This window comes from Microbacterium sp. C23T, assembly GCF_053345975.1.
The window spans coordinates 40,219-58,963 of sequence record NZ_JBKFBD010000008.1; the positions used below are offsets into that span (position 1 = coordinate 40,219).

An 18,745-nucleotide genomic window follows, 5' to 3' on the forward strand; every position below is an offset into this window, starting at 1 on the left:
TTACCAGCTCGACTTGGTCACGCCGGGCAGCTCACCCCGGTGCGCCATGTCACGGAAGCGGACACGCGAGATGCCGAACTTCGTGAGGACACCGCGGGGGCGGCCGTCGATGACGTCGCGCGAGCGCAGGCGGACCGGCGACGCGTTGCGGGGCAGCTTCTGCAGGCCCACGCGAGCGGCTTCGCGCTCCTCGTCGGTCGACGTCGGCGAAACGAGCGCCTTCTTCAGCTCAAGGCGCTTGGCGGCGTAGCGGTCGACGACCTCCTGGCGCTGCTTGTTGCGCGCGATCTTGCTCTTCTTAGCCATGGATCAACGCTCCTCTCGGAAATCGACGTGCTTGCGGATGACCGGGTCGTACTTCTTGAGCACGATGCGGTCGGGGTTGTTGCGGCGGTTCTTGCGCGTGACGTAGGTGTAACCCGTGCCCGCGGTCGAACGCAGCTTGATGATCGGACGGACGTCCTGTGCCTTCTTGGCCATTAGAGCTTCACACCCTTCGCCTGGAGGTCACGCACGACCGCCTCGATGCCGCGAGCGTCGATGACCTTGATGCCCTTGGCCGAAACGTTCAGCTTGATGTTGCGACCCAGCGACGGAACGAAGTAGGTCTTCTTCTGCACGTTCGGGTCGAAGCGGCGCTTCGTCCGGCGGTGCGAGTGCGAGATGTTGTGACCGAAGCCGGGAACTGCTCCAGTCACCTGGCACACTGCTGCCATAGTGATGTCTCCTTAGTACCGTGAGGCCGGACGGCCTCACCCAAGATCCCTTGTCTGCACCCCGCGCCGGATCCGGCCGGTGAAGGCCCGCGAACTGGTGTGGGATACGTACTGCGTGCTGGAGGCGCGCAGACAAAGAGTCAGTCTAGCACGGACGGATCCCGAGCCCCGCCGACTCCCACAGGCGCCGGACACCGCATCCCGGCGGTCAGGCGGTCAGGCGGTGAGCGTGTAGCGAGACTTGCCGGCGAGGCGTGGAGTGCGCTGGGCGTCGATCCACGGCGGGGGTATGAGCCACACCTTCGCATCGATGCCGGGACCGTCGACGCGGATCCCCCACCCGTCGGCATGCAGCCGATGATGACACCCGGTGCACAGCAGGACGCCGTTCTCGAGGTCCGTGCGCCCGCCGTCGCGATCCCACCACTCGAGGTGGTGCCCGTGGCACCACGCCGGTGGCGCTCCGCAGCCGGCGCATCCGCCGTCGCGTTCGCCGAGCGCGAGCTTCTGCGCTGGGGTGAAGAGGCGCTTCGCGCGCCCCCAGTCGAGGATCTCGCTGTCACCGCCGAGCACGCACGGGATGATCTGCGCATCTGCCGCCAGGCGGCGCACCGCGGACGGCGGGATCGACTGGGCGATGCCATCGATCGTCGCGGCGCCCGTGCCGGCCTCGAGATCTGCGAGGTCCATCCGCACGACGACAGTCGCGGTCACCCCAGTGGGCACCCGGTCGCACCCGATCGCGTGGCGGCAGAGGTCCGCCAGCGCATCCGCCTGAATCTGCCGAACCGATCGCGGGTCACGGTCGACCTCGTCGGCGTGTTCGTTCCGGCGCAGCGCGTCACCGACGAGCGCGTCGAGCGCCGCCTTGACAGGCGCTCCCGTCTCAGGGTCGAGCTTGGCCGAGATCACCAGCATCCCGTCGCGCTCGTGCATCTGGAACGTCCGCTCGGACACAAGCTGCTCGTGTCGCGGCTCGACGCCGTCGGGATCGAGGTGCGCCTCGGCGCGGGCCAGCAGCTTGCCGAGTTCGTCCGGGCGCAACCCCGGAGCCAGCCCCACGAGCTGCCGCTCCGCTTCGTCGAGCCGGGCCGCATCGACGCGCACGGCCAGCCGGTCGAGCAGGCTGATGATCGCCGCCGCCGCCGTCATGCCGATCCCGCCGCCCGCCACCGCCTCGGCGACATGCGGGTGCTTCGCTGGCAGCGCCTCACCGGTGAGCGACACCCGAGGCGCGGTCGCCTCACCGACCTGCACGATGTGCACCGCCTCACCGAAACTCGTGCCGGTGGTGGTCGAGATCAGCACCGCCGCCGATGCGAAACCCTGCTTCTTCGCGAGCGAATCCTTGCCGAGCTCTCGGCGCGACTGCCGCGAGATCTCGGCCGCTACGGGAGCGAACGCGGCATCGACATGACGCTTCAGCGCACCGAACGCCTGATTCACCGCCACGAGCTCCGCCGGCGTCAGCGCGCCGGCAGGACGGTCGCCGCCCGCGGTCGCCAGCGCGTGCAGCGCCTCTGCGATGCCGTCGAGCGGGGTTGCTTCCATAACTCGAGATTAGAACATACCTACGACATTCGCCCCTTTGGACCGGCTGAGAGTGGGGCCCTTCGGCGCCGTAGCCCGCCCCTCGTGCGCCTTCTCGGCGCTGCCCTGTCCCCGGCGATACCTTCATCGGCGCTGCATTCCGCCATGGGAATGCATCCTCGGGGTTGCTCCAAGGCACCGGGCGCCGGCGGCGCGGCGCGTTGTGCGGCCCTACAAAATCCCGCGCCGAGCCGCATTTCGGGTGGACCATGTCGTCAATCCCGGGAGAGGGGATGGACATGAGCGCAACGCACGACGACGGACCCCTGTGGCCTGCGTCTCCCTTCGATCTCGCCGACGCGCACCGGTGCCCGTCGTGCTTCACCGCCGTCACGGCGCAGGTGTGCCCCGCGTGCGGCTTCGCACTGACCGACCCGCACGCACCGCGCGTGCTGGAGCTCGGCCGCCAGATGCTCACGCTCGAGCTGTCGCGTCAGCAGCTGATGGACGAGATCCGGCTCGCGCACGCGACGGCGGCCGTGGCGAGAACGGATGCTGCGCCCGCAACGCTCGCGGGCCCGCCGGAGCTCGTCGCGGCCGAGGCCGTCGCCGACGCCGGCGTCGCCGTGCATCTGGTGCCCGCCGCCGACGCGATGCTCAGCGCCTCGGCGCCGCCGACCGGCGCCATCGCCATCGTCGCCGAGCCCGCAGCGGAGGGGGCTTCCCTCACGGCGCCCGACGCGCTCGACCTCGTCACCGTGCCGGAGTCCACCACCGCGGCGCCCGCGACGACGGCACCCGAGATCGCGGTGCCCCCGAAGCCGCCCGCACCGGCCGCTTCGGTGCCGCAGGGGCCTGGGCCGTCCGCACCGGTCGCGGTGGCGGCTGGGCCCGCGCGCCCGGAGGCTCCGGGCGACGCGCCAGCGGCGCCTGGAGGGGGCGTGGGGACCGCTCCCCGCCGCCGGCTGACCGTGCCGGTGCTGCTGCTCATCGTCGGCGTCTCGCTGGTCGGCATCGCCGCCGTGTTCTTCCTGCTGCTGGCGTGGTTCCTGTGGGGCATCGCGGTGCGCGCGCTCATCATCGGCGGCATCACGCTCGCGACGATCGCGCTGGCCTCGTGGCTGCGCCGCCGCGATCTGGGGGCGACGGCCGAGGGCATCGGCGCGCTCGGTGTGGGATTGCTCGCGCTGGACGCGTGGGCCGTGCGGGCGAACGACCTGTTCGGCACCGGGTCGACCGACGCCGCTCTGTACACGGGGGTGTCCGCTCTCGTCGTCGCGGTGATCTGCCGCCTGTGGGCGCGGGTGTCGCATCTGCGCGGACCCGACCTCGCCGCCTCGCTCGCCTTTCCCGCGGGCCTCGGATTCCTCGTGGGCGGACTGACGTCGCTGCCGCCCGCGGAATCCCTCACCGCCGGCCTGCTCGGCGCCGCCGCCGGTGGGCTGGTGCACGCGCTTCCCGCGCCCTGGTCGTCGGCGCGGCGCGGCGAGGACCACGCGGCCGAGCGCCTGGTGCTCGCGCTCAGCGGGGTGGGTGCCCTGGTCGGTGCGGGTCTCACCGCGGCGTTCTTGACCGCGGACGCGCTGCCGGTCGTGATCTGGTCGAGCATCGGGCTCGTCGTGCTCGGCGCCGCGCACGCGTGGCTCGCCCATCGGCCGGTCGACGGCGCTCGCCTGCCCGCCGCCGCCGTTGTCTCGGGCGTGGCCTCGGTGGTCGCGACGGCGGCTGCGGGTCTCGCAGGCTGGCAGCTCGCGCTGCGCAGCGACCTCCCCGTCTACAGCGTGCTGGTCGCCCCGGTGCTCGCCGTGCTCGTCGCCGTCGCCACCGACGTCGTGCGCAGCCGACGCGGCACACCCGCATGGGTGCCTGCGGCGATCGCATCGGCGGTCGTCGCCGGGCTGTCGATCGTCGCCGTGGCGCTCGGCTGGGGCGTGCAGGCCATCACCGTCATCGGCGCCTCCTGGACGGCGTGGCGCACGGATGCCTTCGCGGTGCCTGTCGAGGTCCCCGAGGCCCCGCTGCTCGCGGTGATCGCCGCCGTCGTCGTCACAGGCCTGCTGTTCGCCGCTCCCACACTGGCCCGCCCGGTACTGCGCGAGCTCGTGCCGGTGGTGGCGACGATCCTGCTGCTGGTCGCCGGCGCGCGCACGGCGGTGCCCGGCGTGCTCGTCGGGGTCTCCGTCGCGCTGGTCGTCGTCACCGTCGTCGTCGTTGCGATCCTGCGGAACCGCGCTCGGCGACGCGTCGATGATGCCGACGCCGCGCCCGAACCCGACGCCGGCCTCTTGGCGCGCGGAGTCCCGGTGGGGTACCTGATCGCCGGCGGGGTCGCCGCCGCAACCGCCTACGCGGGCGGCGTGGCGACGCCGTGGCTGTGGCTCGTCGGGGTCGCCGTCGCGATGGCGTACCCGATCGCACTGCGGCTGGCCCTGCGACCGATCGGGGTGGCAGCGGTGGCGGCGGCACTCGCTCCGGTGGCCCTCGCCGCCCTGTCGACTCCGCTCGCTGCGGGGGCGACGTCCGCGGTGACAGGACTATACGGCGAGGCCACGCCCGTCATCGCGGTGCTGCTGCAGTGGGTCGCACTGGCGACGCTGGTCGCGGCCGTCGCGCTCCCGGTCGAACGGGCGAGCCGCACCGGGCTGGCGACAGCCGCCGAGGTCCTCGCCGCGATCGGGCTGGCCGGCACCTTCTCGGCGGTGGCGGTGAACCCCGCCGCCCTCTCCGAGAACGCCCTGCTCACCGCGATCGGCGAGCCTGGTCTCGGCATCGCGCGCGGCGCGCTGCTGCTCGCGGGTCTGACGATCGTCGCCTTCGGCCTCACCCGCATCTCCGGGGTGCCCACGATCCTGGCCGCGGCCCTGACGGCGCCCGTCGCCGCCGCGACGGCGTACAACGTGCTCGGCACCCTCGAGCTGCGCTCGACGGACTGGGCGCCGCTCGCCCTCACCGCCGCCGCGGTGGTCGTGCCGCTGGTCTCGGCGGCCACCGTGTTCCGCCGCCGCACCTCCGACGACACGCCACCTGCGCCCATCTCGCAGTGGCCCGCCGACATCGCTCCCGCACCACCGCGACCTCGCCCGGCGGATCGCGTGCTCCGCAGGCTCGCCGCCGATCTCGGCGCGGCCCTCACGGTGCTCGTCGTGGTGTGGCCGGTGACCCCTCTGCTCGTATGGGCCGCACTCGCGATCGTCGCCGTCGGCTTCGCTGGGGCGTCCTTCTCCCGCGGGTGGGTGGGGACGATCGCGGCGGATCCCGCCGACGATCGCTTCGCGACGACGCGTGACGGGATGCCGCTCCTCGACGCCCCGCGCCGCCTGCTGGCGTGGCCGGCGGTCGTCGCTGCGATCGCGGCGTGGTGGACATGGCTCGACGCCGGAACCCCCGACACGTACTACACGGTGGAGTCGTACGTGGTGCCGTCCGCCGTGGTGCTCGTGGTGTTCGCCGCTCTGCTGGTGCGGTTGCGCCGCCGCGTCGAGGCGAGCGTCGCCCTCGCCGGCGGTCTCGCGCTCGGGCTGTGGGCGCCCGCCGTCGAGGGGTGGACCGGGGAGCCGCTGCGGGGTGTGGTCATCGCCCTCGTCGCCGTGGCGGTGTGCCTGGCCCTGTCGTTCACGCCGGTGCGCAGCATCCGTCCCGCCGCTCCTCTCGGAGCCGCCGTCGCGGTGATCGCGATCGGACTGGTCGCCGTCGAGCGCGCGTTCGAAGGGCCCGACTGGCAGGTGCTCTGGCTCGTGCTGCTGGTCGCCGTCGCGTACGCGTCGGGCTGGGGCGCGACCCTCGCTCGGCCGGGCCGTCTGGCGTCCGGGCTCTACGCACTCATCGTGCCCCCGGCTGCCCTCATCGCGGCGATCGTCGCGATCATCCCGCTCGCCGACGAGCCGCGCATCGTCGCCGGGACGATCATCATGCTCGCCGCACTGCACCTCGCCGCCGCGGGGCTGGACCGTCTTCCGCTGACCGGCACGACCCGCTGGATCTCGCTCGCGGGAGCCTTCGCCGTCGGCGCCGCGGGCTGGTTCCTGGGGGCGGCGACCCAGGTCGAGGCGGTGTCGCTCCCCGTCGCCGCGATGTGTCTCATCGGAGCCGTGCTCGGCATGCTCCGGCGTCGACGGGCCGGCGATGTCTGGCCCGGAGCGGAGGGCCCCGCGTGGATCGTGGGTCTGGTGCTCGCCACCGCGCCGAGCCTCCTGGTCGCGGCCGAGCCCCTGCGTGCATGGGCGTACATCGTGCTCACCCTCGCGGCGGCGGCCGGAGTGGCAGCGCTGCGCGAGCCCGCGCGCGAGCTCGCCGCGGCGGCCGCACCGTCGCCGGCGCAGGTCACCGCGCCGCCGGCGGCGGGCGCGGTACCGCCGATCCCGCCCGGACCGTTCGCGACGAACGCCCCGTCCGCGCAGCTCTCCGCCTACGCTCCGCCCGCGGGATCGCCCGTGCAGCCCGTCGCGCCGCCGGCCGTCGCGCCCGACGCAGTCGACGCGCCGTCCGCCCCGCGGACGCCGCGGTTCCTGGACATCTGGTCGCTGCGCACCCCGACGGCGATGCTGCTCGGGTTCGCCGCCGTCCTGATGGGGCTTCGTGGGCTCGTCCCACCGGGCGTCGAGGGCGACGCCGCCGCGGCAATCGTCGCGGGCCTCGGCGTCGTCGCGGTGGCCGTCCTGCTGACGGCGCGCGGAGCGGCGGACGCCGCCGCCCGCGGCGCGGCCGTCCTCGCCGGCGCCGGGACCGCCCTCCTGGTCGCGATGTCGCTCACACGCCCCGAGGCCGACCTCGTGCTCACCACCGTGACCGCCGTCATCGGCGGCGTCCTCGGCGTCGCGGGCGCCTCGGTGCTGGGGCTCCGACGCTGGGCGTCGCTCGGCGGCGTGCTTGCCGTGGGCGGACTCGTGGTCGCAGTGGTCGCGTGCGGCGTGCGGTTCCTCGAGATCGCCCCCGCCGGCGGCCTCGAGCCCGACCTGTGGGCCGTGGCAGGGGCGGGGATCGCGGGCGCCATCGCACTGGCCGCGCTCCGCGCGACGCCGTCGCGCGCGGTCGGCCTCACCGCCGGCGCGGGCTTCGCGGTCGCATCGGTGCTGTTCGCCCTCGCCGAGCTGCAGCTGCTGCTCGTGCAGCAGACGGGCGACGAGCTCCGGACGGCCGCGGTGATGTCGGCGCTGACGGCGGCCACCGTCGTCGGCACGGCCGCACGCGCCCGGCTCGGACTGGCCCTCGTGATCGCCGCGGCGATCGCCGGCGCGGGCTTCGGCATCCTGGCGCTCACGATCGGGGACGTGCGTCCCATCGAACTCGTCACGGTGCCGCCGGCGCTCGGCGGCATCGCGTACGGGGTGCGCACGCTGCGCCGCGAACCGGCGTCGCGCACGTGGCCGACCCTCGGCCCGTGGCTGGCGCTGCTGACCGTGCCGTCGCTGCTGACCGACTTCGCGGGGTCCCCGTCCGGCGTGGCGGCCGAAGCGGGGTGGCTCGGCCAGCCCGAGCTCTGGCGCATCGTCTCGCTCGGCGTCGTCGCGATCGCGATGGTCGTGGTCGGCGCGATCTATCGGCTGCAGGCGCCCCTGCTGCTCGGCTCGGCGGTTCTCGTCGTGCACGGTGTCGCCCAGCTGTGGCCGTGGATCTCCACCACGTACGTCGCGGTGCCGTGGTGGCTGTGGCTCGGCCTGGGCGGCGCGCTGCTCATCTTCATGGCCGCCCGCTACGAGAAGAACATGAAGGCGCTGCGCACGACCGTCGTCGCGGTCACGTCGCTTCGCTGACCTCGCGCGCGCCGCGCCCCCAGCGGAACGGCGACACGGTCGGCTCGCCGGGGATCCAGTAGCGCCACGGGAACACCGCGGTGCCGGCCACGCCTGCGACACCGACACGCGGCCCCGACGCCACCTCGGCGAGCGGGTCGGCGAGCACCTCCAGGCGTGCCACGGCGCCGTGCAGCGGCGCACCGGTGATCGCATCGATGCCGTCGTGCCGCGGATGCCGCAACCCGACCACGTCGCCGAACCGGCCGGGTCCGCGCGCCAGGTCGCGCGGTGTGCGGGCCGCCGGCCGGCGGCGGGTCGCAGCATCCGTCCCCTCGATCACCTGGCCCGCCCGCAACAGCACACCGCCGGCGACCCCCTCGGGACCGCACACGACATTCACGCACGAGTGGATGCCGTGGCTGAGGTACACGTACAGGTGCCCGGGCTCGCCCCACATCGTCGCGTTGCGCGCGGTCTGCCCCATGCGCGCGTGCGAGCCCGGATCGGGCACCGGCCCGGTGCCGCGACCGTGGTACGCCTCGACCTCGGTGAGCCGCACGGCCACCGTCTCGCCCTCGACGACGGTCGTGAGCCGGGCGCCGAGCAGGCGCGGCGCGACGTCGGCGGGAAGACCCTGCAGGTCCGCGCGGGTCGCCGCACGCCACAGGTCCCGCGCCATGGGCAGAGTCTACGTCCGCGCGTCCACGCAACACGTGCGTCGGGCCGCTGCGGCGAGCGCTACTGTTCGCGCATGGGGAAATGGTTCGTGCTCATCCTGCTGAGCGTCTCGCAGTTCATCATGGTGCTCGACAGCACGGTGATGAACGTCTCGATCTCGACCGTCGCGCACGACCTCGGCACCGACATCTCGGGCATGCAGGCCGCCATCACGTTCTACGCGCTGACGATGGCGGCGTTCATGCTCACGGGCGGCAAGCTCGGCGACCGCTGGGGCCGCAGCATGGCCTTCCGCATCGGGTCGGTCGTGTACGGCATCGGCTCGCTGACCACGGCGCTCGCGCCGAACCTGACGGTCCTCATGCTCGGCTGGTCGCTCGTCGAAGGCCTCGGCGCGGTGCTCGTCATCCCCGCGATCGCCGCCCTCGCGGCGATCAACTACACGGGCCGCGAGCGCGTCGTCGCGTTCGCCGTGCTCGGCGCGGTCACCGGCGGCGCCGCGGCCGCCGGCCCGCTCATCGGCGGTCTCGTCACCACCTACTCGTCCTGGCGGTACGTCTTCGTCGCCGAGGCGGTCGTGATGACCCTCGTGCTCATCGTGTCGGGGCGCATCAAGGACGTGCCCGGCGACCGCAAGCTCCGCATCGACCTGCTGAGCGTCGTGCTCTCGGCCCTGGGCCTGGGCCTGCTGGTCTACGGCATCCTGCAGTCCAAGACGTGGGGCTGGTTCCAGCCGCTCGACCCGCCCGTGATCAACGGCCAGCCGTTCGTCCCGCTCGGCATCTCGCCCGTCGCGTACCTCATCCTGCTGTCGCTCGTCGTGCTGTGGCTCTTCGTGAAGCGGCAGCAGCGGCTCGAGCGGACCGGCCGCGTGCCGCTGCTGAAGGTGAGCCTGCTGCGGATCACGGCACTCCGCAGCGGCCTGACGATGTTCATGGCGCAGTACTTCGCGATCGCCGCGCTGTTCTTCGTCGTGCCGGTGTACCTGCAGACGATCCTCGGCTACGACGCCCTGCAGACGGGCCTCAAGATCCTGCCGCTGTCGCTCGGGCTCATCCTGTTCTCGATCCTCGGGTCGCGGCTCTCGACCGTGCGCTCGGCCCAGAACATCGGCCGCATCGGACAGCTCACGCTGGGTCTCGGCGTGCTCGTGGTGTTCCTCGCGGTCCAGCCCGAGCTCGCCGACTTCGCGTTCGCCGCCGGCATGTTCGTGGTCGGCGCGGGCTTCGGCCTGCTCGCCTCGCAGCTCGGCAACGTCAACATGTCGGCCGTCTCGCAGTCCGACACGTCCGAGGTCGGCGGCCTCCAGGGCACGTTCCAGAACCTCGGCTCGTCGTTCGGCACGGCGATCGTCGGCTCGGTGTTCATCCTGCTGCTCACGTCGGGCTTCACCGCGGCGGTGGAGCAGAGCACGACCATCCCGTCCGACATCCAGCAGCAGGTCGTCGCCACCGCCTCGAAGGGGGCGCCGATCATCTCGCAGCAGCAGGCCGAGGACCTGCTGACGGATGCCGGCGCCGACCCCGAGTCCGCCACCGAGATCGCCCAGATCTACGCCGACACGCAGGTCGAGTCGCTGCGGCAGTCGCTGTTCTTCGTGTTCGCCCTCACGGTGCTCGGGCTCATGCTGTCGAGCGGGCTGCCCTCGAAGCTGCCCGTCCCCGCGGCCTCGAAGCCGGAGACGGACGCGGAGGATGCAGCATCCGTTCGCCCTTCCTGAGGGCCCGGGTCCTCGACTGAGGATCTGGGCCGAGATGCGGAGCGAACCGGGGCGAGCGATCCGCATCTCGGCTCTCGCCCTCGATTGAGGAGAGCGAAACGGATGCCTCGTCCTGTACTCAGCGGGGCGGCACCTGGCACCACGAGATCGACGAGCCGTTGAAGCCGGCGACGGGGTCGCCGTCGGCCACCTCGAGGACGCGCGTCTCCGGGCGCTTCGGGAGCGGGTGCTGGTAGGTGTCGTAGGAGTTCGTCACGGCGTCGGGCGCCACGAGCACCGCGAGGTAGCGGGCGCTGGGAGACACGCACACCTGGATGACGGCATCCGTGTCGGCGATCTCGGTGAGCATGGTCGTCGCACCGTCGGCGCCCACGTGGGCGACCGAGGTGCGCCCGGTCGGCACGCCGTCGGCGTCGAGCACCGCCGCCGTGCGGATCGTCGAGCCGTCGGGGAGCGGCGTCACCGACGTCGTCCCGCCGAGGTCGATGTCGGGCGCGACGAGGTCCGCCTCGCTGGCGTCGGTGAGGTCGATCACGGTCGCCCGGTCGACCCGGTCCACGACCGCCTCGCTCGAACCGCGGGCGATGCCCTCGATGGTCATCGCGTCGCCGAGCGCGGTCGGCGCGCCGGCCGAGGCATCCGATCCGGTCAAGAGCAGCGAGCCGTCGAACGACAGGAGGAGGATGCTGTCGGTGTCGGGCACGAACCGCCACTCCGCGACGCGGGGGTCGGCACCTTCGACCTCGATCGCCGTCGGATCGGCGCCGGGGTCGCTGAGCGACGCGGTGTAGAGCCGGCTCTCGCGACCGGAGTCGGCAGTGAGCTCGGCGTCCGAGAACGTGTACCCGATGCGCTCACCGCGATCGGCGGTCTGCAGGTTCGACACGAACCCGTCGCCAGGAAGCGGCAGTTCGTGCGCGTTCTCGCCGTCGAGGTCGGTGACGATGAGCCCGGCCTGGTCGTCGTCGGTGCGCACCGAGACGACGAGGTGCTGGGCCGTCGCGCGGAAGTCCTCGATGTGCGCGTGCCGGAACACGGGCACCGCGTTCTGCCCGGTGAGGTCGGTGCGGTAGATGAGGTCGCCCGAGTTCGTGCCGCGCTGCATGAGGAACACCTCGGCCGCTGGCGTCGTGAAGGTCTGCGTGATCGTCGCGGTCGGTCCGCCGCCGAGCGACGCGACATCGTCGATCGTCACGGTGTACTCGGTGTCGTCCCACAGCGGCAGCGTGAACCGGACGCCGACGCTGCGTCCCGAGGTGTCGACGACGAACGGCGTCTCAGGGGTGATGGTCACCTGCGACGGGTCGACCTCGGCGAGCGACTGCGTCGTGGTCACGATGAGACGGGCGCCGGATGCTGCGGCCGCCGCCTCCGGATCGACGTACGCGTCGGTCACCCGAGGCCCCTGCGCGACGCTCGCGGCGGCGCCGGCGAGTCCGAGCACGGCGAGGACGCCCACGACGATCGCGAAGGCGCCGACGAACGCGCGGCCCCGACGACGCCGGGACCGCGAACGACGTGACGACCCGTCAGTACTCATACGGGTCCTCGGGCTCGCCGATCTCCTCGACCGCGGCGGCGTCGACCACGAGCTGCCCGTCCGACGAGGAGCGCACGGTTCCGGTGATCGTGACCCACTGCCCGGTGTCGGGCGCGCTCGCGCCGCTCACGACGGGCAGGCTCGCGGGCTGCGCGTCGATGACGCAGTGCGTGATGACGAGACGCGTGAGATCGAACGCGCCGTCCTCGCCCGGCGTCACGAAGCCGGTGAGCTCGACGGTCTCGCCGTCGAAGGCGTCGGGATTGGTCGCCGTCGCGAACACCGTCGCCCACTCGCCGACGCCGAACGAGGCGGTGTCACCGGTCGAGGCGAGCTGGATCGTGTCGGCCCCGCCGAACAGCGGCGTGGCCCCGACGTCGCGCGACATCGCGAGCTCGGCGCTGAGCGAGGCCGGCGGCAGGACGAGCGTGAGCACGACGACCCCGGATGCCGCCACCCCGCCGGCGACGGTGGCCGCGACGGCGAGCGGGTGCGAGGTGTGGTAGGCGTGGTCCTGCTCCGGCTCTTCGCCATGGTCGTGGCCGTGGTCGGCCTCGGCGCCCAGCGGGAGGGCGAACGAGGCCACCGCGCCGATCAGCACGAACACCGACATCGACACCGCGAACCACGTCGAGTCCGGGTTGATGTAGAGGCCCAGCCGCCCGGTCACCGCGAGGGAGATCGTGAAGACGGCGAGGGCCGCGGCCAGCCCGACCCCGAGCCACCGCGTGCCGACGAAGCCTGTCCTACGCAAGGAGGTTCACCGCCGTCCCGATCGCGAAAGCCGACAGCACGACCACCACGACGATGCCGCCGAGCGTGCGCCACGTGAACGTCGTGCGCATCAGCGCGAGCATCTTGACGTCGACGAGCGGCCCGACCAGCAGGAACGCGACGATCGAGCCGGGCGTGAACGTCGAGGCGAACGACAGCGCGAAGAACGCGTCGACGTTCGAGCAGATCGACACCACCATCGCGAGCGCCATCATCGCGACGATCGACAGGGCGGGATTCGCGCCGATCGCGAGCAGCGCCTCGCGGGGGATGAGCACCTGCACCGCGCCCGCGAGAGCCGAGCCGATGACGAGCGCCGGCATCACCGCGCGCAGCTCGATCACGAACTGCGCGAGCGTGCGCCGCCACTTGCCGCCCGGCTCGTGCACGACGAGCTCGCACGTGTCGCGGAAGCGATCGGTCAGCAGGGCGTCGGGGGACGGATGCCGCGAATACAGCCATCCGATGAGGTTCGCGATCGCGTACCCGCCGAGGAGGCGGGCGACGAGGATGCCGTCGCTGAAGCCGAACGCCTGGTGGGTCGTGATGATGACGATGGGGTTCACGATCGGCGCGGCGATGAGGAACGTGAGCGTCTCGGGCACCGAGAATCCGCGCATGAGGAGGCCGCGCGCGAACGGCACGTTGCCGCACTCGCACACCGGCACGATCATGCCGAGGAGCGACAGCACTGCGCGTCTCGCCCACCCTCGCCGCGGCATCCATCGCTCGATGACGCCCGGTGGCACCCACACCTGCACGACGATCGACAGCACGACGCCGAGCGCCACGAACGGCAGCGACTCGATGAGCACGCTGATCGCGAGGGTCAGGCCGTCCTGGGCGCGAGTCGGGAGCGACGCCGGGAACAGCGTCGGCGCGAGCCAGTCGATGAGGAAGAGACCGGCGACGACCGCGACGCCCACACCGAGCCACAGCAGGGTGCGAGCCTGCGCGGACGGCTCGAGCCGCGCGGTCGCCGGAGCGTCGCGGCGCTTCGGCGTACCCCGGCGGACGGCGGGGTCAGTTCGCGTCACGGGCGGCATCCCGGGCGGCGGCGCAGTTCGCGCAGAGCCCGAAGATGTCGACGACGTGTTCTGCGTCGCGGAATCCGTGGCGCTCGGCGGTGCGCTTGGCCCACTGCTCGACGTCCGTCGCCTCGATCTCGACGGTCAGTCCGCAGGAGCGGCAGATCAGATGGTGGTGGTGGCCGGTGCTGGAGCAGGCGCGGTAGAGCGCCTCGCCCTCGGGGCTCTGCAGCGAATCGGCCTCGCCCTGGGCGGCGAGCCCCGCGAGTGCGCGGTACACGGTCGCCAGCCCGATGCCGGTGTTCTCGTCGCGGAGGGTGGCGTGCAGCGACTGCGCACTGACGAATCCGCGGGCGTCCGACAGCGCTTCGCGCACGCGTTCGCGCTGCCACGTGTTGCGCTGGGCCATGGTGGGGAGTCTACCGAGGGGTCCTGTGCGTCGCCCGGGCGCGGGTCAGGCCGCAACCCTCGTGACGCGGTCGCGGCGGGCGCCGACGACGCGGCAGACGACGTAGATCAGGAACGAGATCGTCGTGATGTACGGACTCACGGGAAGGGTGCCCATGATCGCGAGCAGGATGCCGCCCACCGCCGACACGAACCCGAACAGCGCCGACAGCAGCGGCACCGACAGCGGGCCCGACACGATGCGCATCGCGGCGGCGGCGGGGGTGACGAGGAGGGCCATCACGAGCAGCGCGCCGATGATGTGCACGGCGACCGCGACGATGAGCCCGAGCAGGAGCATGAACCCGAGCGAGACCGCGGTGGTGGGCACGCCGCGCGCGGCGGCGGACTGCGGGTCGAGCGAGTCGAACCGCAGCGGGCGCCAGATGAGCAGCAGACCGAGGAGCACGACCGCCCCGATGCCGATCAGCCAGCCGAGCTGGCCCGTCTGCACCGACACGATCTGGCCGGTGAGCAGGCTGAACCGGTTGGCGCTGCGGCCGTCGTAGAGCGACAGGAACAGGATGCCGAGACCCAGCCCGAACGGCATCAGCACGCCGATGATCGAGTTGCGGTCGCGGGCCTTCGCCCCAAGCACGCCGATGATCGCGGCGGCGATGAGCGAACCGACGATGGACCCGGTGACGACGTCCCACCCGATGAGGAGCGCCGCCGCGGCGCCCGCGAACGACAGCTCGCTGATGCCGTGCACCGCGAAGGCCATGTCGCGCTGCATGACGAAGACGCCGACGAGCCCGCCCACGAGCCCGAGGACCGCGCCCGCCCACACCGAGTTCGACACGAGCGCGAGGATCTCGCCGTAATAGGGCAGCCCGCCGAACATCGCGTCGGCGATGTCGTTCCAGTTCATTCGTGCGCCCCGTGGTCGTGATGGTGATGGGATGCCTCGGCATCGGGCGCGCCGACCACCACGAGCCGGTCGCCAGCACGCAGCACGAAGACGTGCGCGCCGTACAGCGCCGTGAGCACGTCCGAGCGGAGCACCTCCTGCGGCGTGCCGAGGGTGAACCGCCCGTTCGCGATGTACAGGATGCGGTCGACCTTGCCCAGGAGCGGGTTGATGTCGTGCGTGACGAGCAGGACCGCGGCATCCTTCTCGCGCCGATGCGCGTCGATGAGCCGGATCACCGCCTGCTGGTTCGCGAGGTCGAGGCTCGTGAGCGGCTCGTCGCAGAGGAGCAGGCGTGGGTCGTCCGCGAGCGCCTGCCCGGCACGAAGGCGCTGCTGCTCGCCGCCCGACAGCAGGCCGACGGGGCGGTCGGCGAACTCGCGGGCGCCGACCGCGTCGATGAGGGCGTCGACGCGGGCGCGATCGCCGCGGCGCGGGATCGGGAAGCCGAAGCGGTGGCCGTCGACGCCGAGCGTCACGAGGTCGCGGCCCCGCAGGGAGGTGTCGCGGGGCAGCGGTCGCGCCTGGGGGATGTACCCGATGCTGCGGCTGCCCTTGTGTGCCACAGGCGCGCCCTCGACGGTGATCTCGCCGTTCGAGAGCGGCTCGAGGCCGAGGATCGCGCGGAGCAGCGTCGTCTTGCCGGAGCCGCTCGGCCCGAGCACGGCGACGAGCTCGCCAGCGTGCACATCGAGGTCGAGACCCGCCCACAGCTCCCGGTCGCCGCGCGGGAGCGCGGCGTCCCGGATGCTGAGGATGACGGGGCGAGAGCCCGCGGCGGCCGGCGTCACGCGTCCAGCGCTGCGCTCAGCGCCTCGATGTTCGCCTGCATCCACGAGACGTAAGTCTCCCCCTCCGGAAGCGTTTCCGAAAATGCGATCACCGGGATGCCGAGTCCGTCGGCCTCGTCGACGATCTCCTGCGTCTCCGCGCCGCCGGTCTGCGTGTTGGTGATGACCACGCGCACGTCGCCGCCCTTCACGAGCGCGAGGGATTCGAGCAGGGTCGCGGGCGCGACATCCTGTCCCTCTTCGACGGCTTCGCTGAACTTCTCGGGCGTCGCGTTCTCGAGTCCGGCCGCCTGGATGAGGTACACCGGCACGGGCTCGGTCACGAAGACCTTGTCGCCCTCGTGCGCCGCCGCGATCTCGTCGAGGGACGCCTCGAGTCCGTCGATCTCGCTGTAGAACGCCTCGGCGTTCGCGGTGAAGGTCTCGGCGTTCTCGGGGCTGAGCTCGCCGAGCTCGGTCGCGATGGCCTCCGCGACATGCGCGATCGTGTGCGGGTCGTACCAGACGTGCTCGTTGAAGCCCTCGACGTGCTCGTGGTCGCCGTGGTCGTGGGCGTGGTCCTCGGCGCCGTCGCCGCTCTCCTCGTCGTGACCGCCGTTCTCCTCGTCGTGACCGCCGTTCTCGGGCCAGTCGTGCGAGTACTCGACGGCGGTGACAACCGGCGCCTCGGTGCCGCTGGACTCGATGAGCGCGTCGATGAACGCGTCGTAGCCGCCGCCGTTCTCGATCACGAGATCGGCCTTCGACACGGCGAGCTGGTCGCGCGCGCTCGGCTCGAACGAGTGCGGGTCCTGCGACTCGTTCGTCACGATCGACGTGACGTCGACGAGGTCACCCCCGATCTCCTGCGCGATCTGCCCGTACACGTTGGTGGATGCGACGACCGCGATCTTCCCGTCGCTCGTCTCGTCACCGGCGGCCGTTCCCGCGCATCCGGCGAGGACGAGGGCGGATGCTGCCGCCAGGCCGAGCACGGGCAGGGAACGTCGCACGAAGGTCATGCTTCGACCCTATCGCTAATGAGAATCGTTCTCAAATCCCTTCCCCGAAGCCGCCTGCCGTCGATCTTCCGATTCACGCGGCAGTCGCAGCCCTGCGAAACCCGTTCCTCAGTTGAGGACCGTTGCCGAGTTGCGGAGCCCGCGGCCTCGATCGCTCCGCATTCCGGCTCAGGTCCTCAGATGAGGAGCGGATGCTGCGGCCCAGGGCCCGAGGAACAACGCGCCGCCCGCGCGAGCTCGGCGGCACATCAGCACGGGCTCCTCAATCGAGGAGCATTGCCGAGATGAGGAGCCATGCGGCTCGATCGCTCCGCATCCCAGCTCAGGTCCTCAGATGAGGAGCGGATGCTGCGGCCCAGGCCCCGAGGAACGACGAAGCGCCGCCCGGCACAGAGCCGCGGCGGCGCTTCGGTCACACAAGACCTCAGTCGAGGAGCAGCGCGGGCTCCTCGAGGATCGACGCCACGTCGGCGATGAAGCGCGACATGCCGTCGCCGTCGACCACGCGGTGGTCGAACGAGCCGGCGACGGTCGTGACCCAGCGGGGACGCACCTCGCCGTCGACGACCCACGGCTTTTGGCGGATGGTGCCGAGCGCCACGATCCCGGCCTCGCCGGGGTTGATGATCGGGGTGCCCGCATCCATGCCGAAGACGCCGATGTTCGTGATGGTGATCGTGCCGCCGTGCTGGTCGGCCGGGGTCGTCTTGCCCTCGCGCGCCGTGAGCGTCAGCTTCTCGAGCGCACGGGCGAGCTCGCGCATCGACAGGTCCTGCGCGTCCTTGATGTTGGGCACGAGCAGGCCGCGCGGGGTCGCGGCGGCGATGCCGAGGTTCACGTAGCGGCGCACACGGATCTCGGCGCCGTTCTCGGCATCCACCCACGCCGCGTTCACCATCGGGGTGCGCCGGGCCGCCCAGATGACGGCGCGCGCCATGATCAGCAGCGGCGAGACCTTGATGTCGGCGAAGTCGGGCGACGTCTTCAGGCGCTTGACGAGCTCCATCGTGCGGCTGGCGTCGACGTCCGTCCACACCGAGACGTGCGGCGCGGAGTACGCCGACTGCACCATCGCCGACGACGTGGCCTTGCGCACGCCTCGCACCGCAATGGTCTCCTCGCGGCCGGCCGCGTCGGGCGCGGGCGTCGACGGTGCGACGGTTGCGGGACCCGGCGCGGGCGCGGGCGCCGAGACCGGGATGGTCTCCTCGCGCACGTCGCCCCACTCGGGCGTCTCGATGTTGCGGAAGACGCTGGCCTGCGACGCGTGTCGCACGACGTCCTCGCGGGTCACCTCGCCGGCGGGGCCGCTGGGCGCGACGGCCGAGAGCTCGACGCCGAGGTCGCGCGCGAGCTTGCGGATCGGGGGCTTCGCGATGACGCCGACGGATGCTGCGACCCGCTCCTCGGCCGGAACCGCGGGCTTGCGCCGCCGCGACTGGACGTGTCCGCCCGTGCCGTAGCCGACGAGCACCGCACCCTCGCCGGCGGCCTCGGCGGGCTCGCCGTGCTCGGACTGCCCGACGGTGGCCGGGGGCGCAGCATCCGTCGCCGAAGCGATCGTGATGATCGCGGCGCCGACGTTCACGGTCGTTCCCTCGGCCGCGAGCAGCTCGCCCACGGTGCCGGCGAACGGCGAGGGCAGCTCGACGAGCGACTTCGCGGTCTCGATCTCGACGAGGACGTCGTTGACGGCGACGCTGTCACCAGGGCCGACGCGCCACTGGACGATCTCGGCCTCGGTGAGGCCTTCACCGACATCGGGGAGGACGAACGTCTGGGTGCTCATGCGGAGCTCCTTTCGATCCCGCCCTTTTCGCGAGAGTACAGCTGGTCGCCGAGAGGTGGGGAAGCAACCCGCATCTCGGCCACCAGGTG

Annotated in this window: 15 protein-coding genes; 2 read left to right on the forward strand and 13 right to left on the reverse strand. The window is 72.2% G+C overall.

Features of this window, described 5'->3' with window-relative positions; all coding sequences use genetic code 11:
* The 4 genes from rpsN to ACLBXX_RS06270 form a co-directional block, all read right to left on the reverse strand.
* Positions 1-306 carry a 30S ribosomal protein S14 gene (gene rpsN, locus ACLBXX_RS06255; RefSeq protein ID WP_018173549.1) on the reverse strand — a complete coding sequence of 102 codons (306 nt, stop codon included), beginning with the start codon at positions 304-306 and terminating at the stop codon, positions 1-3.
* 3 nt (positions 307-309) lie between these two features.
* On the reverse strand, positions 310-480 hold the full coding sequence (rpmG, locus tag ACLBXX_RS06260) for a 50S ribosomal protein L33 (protein ID WP_018173550.1): 171 nt from the start codon (positions 478-480) through the stop codon (positions 310-312).
* Positions 480-716: a 50S ribosomal protein L28 gene (gene rpmB, locus ACLBXX_RS06265; RefSeq protein ID WP_013584774.1), complete on the reverse strand. Its 237-nt coding sequence runs from the start codon at positions 714-716 to the stop codon at positions 480-482. The genes rpmG and rpmB overlap by 1 nt, the downstream gene beginning before the upstream one ends.
* Positions 717-932: 216 nt before the next feature.
* Entirely contained in the window at positions 933-2,267 is a 1,335-nt protein-coding gene (locus ACLBXX_RS06270) for a DUF222 domain-containing protein (RefSeq protein WP_447657321.1), read from the reverse strand.
* Positions 2,268-2,545: 278 nt separating this feature from the next.
* Here ACLBXX_RS06270 and ACLBXX_RS06275 point away from each other — a divergent pair, with 278 nt between their 5' ends.
* The gene (locus ACLBXX_RS06275) at positions 2,546-7,996 is read left to right on the forward strand and encodes an SCO7613 C-terminal domain-containing membrane protein (RefSeq protein ID WP_447657322.1); all 5,451 of its coding nucleotides are present in this window, start codon (positions 2,546-2,548) and stop codon (positions 7,994-7,996) included.
* Here the strand turns inward: ACLBXX_RS06275 and ACLBXX_RS06280 are convergent.
* Positions 7,980-8,657 carry a DNA-3-methyladenine glycosylase gene (locus tag ACLBXX_RS06280; RefSeq protein ID WP_447657323.1) on the reverse strand — a complete coding sequence of 226 codons (678 nt, stop codon included), beginning with the start codon at positions 8,655-8,657 and terminating at the stop codon, positions 7,980-7,982. The genes ACLBXX_RS06275 and ACLBXX_RS06280 overlap by 17 nt on opposite strands.
* A 72-nt stretch (positions 8,658-8,729) precedes the next feature.
* On the opposite strand from ACLBXX_RS06280, the gene ACLBXX_RS06285 reads away from it, so the two are divergent.
* Positions 8,730-10,376 carry an MFS transporter gene (locus ACLBXX_RS06285; RefSeq protein WP_447657324.1) on the forward strand — a complete coding sequence of 549 codons (1,647 nt, stop codon included), beginning with the start codon at positions 8,730-8,732 and terminating at the stop codon, positions 10,374-10,376.
* A 118-nt stretch (positions 10,377-10,494) separates the two neighbouring features.
* Here the strand turns inward: ACLBXX_RS06285 and ACLBXX_RS06290 are convergent, their stop codons facing one another.
* From ACLBXX_RS06290 to ACLBXX_RS06325, 8 genes are all read right to left on the reverse strand, one after another.
* Positions 10,495-11,916, reverse strand: coding sequence for a hypothetical protein (locus tag ACLBXX_RS06290; RefSeq protein WP_447657325.1), 1,422 nt, complete (start codon positions 11,914-11,916; stop codon positions 10,495-10,497).
* Entirely contained in the window at positions 11,906-12,670 is a 765-nt protein-coding gene (locus tag ACLBXX_RS06295; protein ID WP_447657326.1) for a TIGR03943 family putative permease subunit, read from the reverse strand. The genes ACLBXX_RS06290 and ACLBXX_RS06295 overlap by 11 nt, the downstream gene beginning before the upstream one ends.
* Complete coding sequence (locus ACLBXX_RS06300) at positions 12,663-13,727, reverse strand: permease (RefSeq protein WP_447657327.1); 1,065 nt, start codon at positions 13,725-13,727, stop codon at positions 12,663-12,665. The genes ACLBXX_RS06295 and ACLBXX_RS06300 overlap by 8 nt, the downstream gene beginning before the upstream one ends.
* The gene (locus ACLBXX_RS06305; RefSeq protein WP_447657328.1) at positions 13,714-14,127 is read right to left on the reverse strand and encodes a Fur family transcriptional regulator; all 414 of its coding nucleotides are present in this window, start codon (positions 14,125-14,127) and stop codon (positions 13,714-13,716) included. The genes ACLBXX_RS06300 and ACLBXX_RS06305 overlap by 14 nt, the downstream gene beginning before the upstream one ends.
* 45 nt (positions 14,128-14,172) lie before the next feature.
* Entirely contained in the window at positions 14,173-15,036 is an 864-nt protein-coding gene (locus tag ACLBXX_RS06310) for a metal ABC transporter permease (protein WP_045301828.1), read from the reverse strand.
* Positions 15,033-15,866 carry a metal ABC transporter ATP-binding protein gene (locus ACLBXX_RS06315; protein WP_447657329.1) on the reverse strand — a complete coding sequence of 278 codons (834 nt, stop codon included), beginning with the start codon at positions 15,864-15,866 and terminating at the stop codon, positions 15,033-15,035. Before ACLBXX_RS06315 ends, ACLBXX_RS06310 begins: the two co-directional genes overlap by 4 nt.
* Positions 15,863-16,867, reverse strand: a complete 1,005-nt coding sequence (locus ACLBXX_RS06320) for a metal ABC transporter solute-binding protein, Zn/Mn family (RefSeq protein ID WP_447657330.1) — start codon at positions 16,865-16,867, stop codon at positions 15,863-15,865. Before ACLBXX_RS06320 ends, ACLBXX_RS06315 begins: the two co-directional genes overlap by 4 nt.
* A 424-nt stretch (positions 16,868-17,291) precedes the next feature.
* Positions 17,292-18,656 (reverse strand): dihydrolipoamide acetyltransferase family protein, encoded by a 1,365-nt coding sequence (locus ACLBXX_RS06325; protein WP_387142269.1) that lies wholly within the window; start codon positions 18,654-18,656, stop codon positions 17,292-17,294.
* Positions 18,657-18,745 lie beyond the last annotated feature (89 nt).

Bases quoted from the DNA above. Each gene is read 5' to 3' on its own strand.
- rpsN (WP_018173549.1), bottom strand. From the start codon at position 306: ATGGCTAAGAAGAGCAAGATCGCGCGCAACAAGCAGCGCCAGGAGGTC.
- rpmG (WP_018173550.1), bottom strand. From the start codon at position 480: ATGGCCAAGAAGGCACAGGACGTCCGTCCGATCATCAAGCTGCGTTCG.
- rpmB (WP_013584774.1), bottom strand. From the start codon at position 716: ATGGCAGCAGTGTGCCAGGTGACTGGAGCAGTTCCCGGCTTCGGTCAC.
- ACLBXX_RS06270 (WP_447657321.1), bottom strand. From the start codon at position 2,267: ATGGAAGCAACCCCGCTCGACGGCATCGCAGAGGCGCTGCACGCGCTG.
- ACLBXX_RS06275 (WP_447657322.1), top strand. From the start codon at position 2,546: ATGAGCGCAACGCACGACGACGGACCCCTGTGGCCTGCGTCTCCCTTC.
- ACLBXX_RS06280 (WP_447657323.1), bottom strand. From the start codon at position 8,657: ATGGCGCGGGACCTGTGGCGTGCGGCGACCCGCGCGGACCTGCAGGGT.
- ACLBXX_RS06285 (WP_447657324.1), top strand. From the start codon at position 8,730: ATGGGGAAATGGTTCGTGCTCATCCTGCTGAGCGTCTCGCAGTTCATC.
- ACLBXX_RS06290 (WP_447657325.1), bottom strand. From the start codon at position 11,916: ATGAGTACTGACGGGTCGTCACGTCGTTCGCGGTCCCGGCGTCGTCGG.
- ACLBXX_RS06305 (WP_447657328.1), bottom strand. From the start codon at position 14,127: ATGGCCCAGCGCAACACGTGGCAGCGCGAACGCGTGCGCGAAGCGCTG.
- ACLBXX_RS06310 (WP_045301828.1), bottom strand. From the start codon at position 15,036: ATGAACTGGAACGACATCGCCGACGCGATGTTCGGCGGGCTGCCCTAT.
- ACLBXX_RS06320 (WP_447657330.1), bottom strand. From the start codon at position 16,867: ATGACCTTCGTGCGACGTTCCCTGCCCGTGCTCGGCCTGGCGGCAGCA.
- ACLBXX_RS06325 (WP_387142269.1), bottom strand. From the start codon at position 18,656: ATGAGCACCCAGACGTTCGTCCTCCCCGATGTCGGTGAAGGCCTCACC.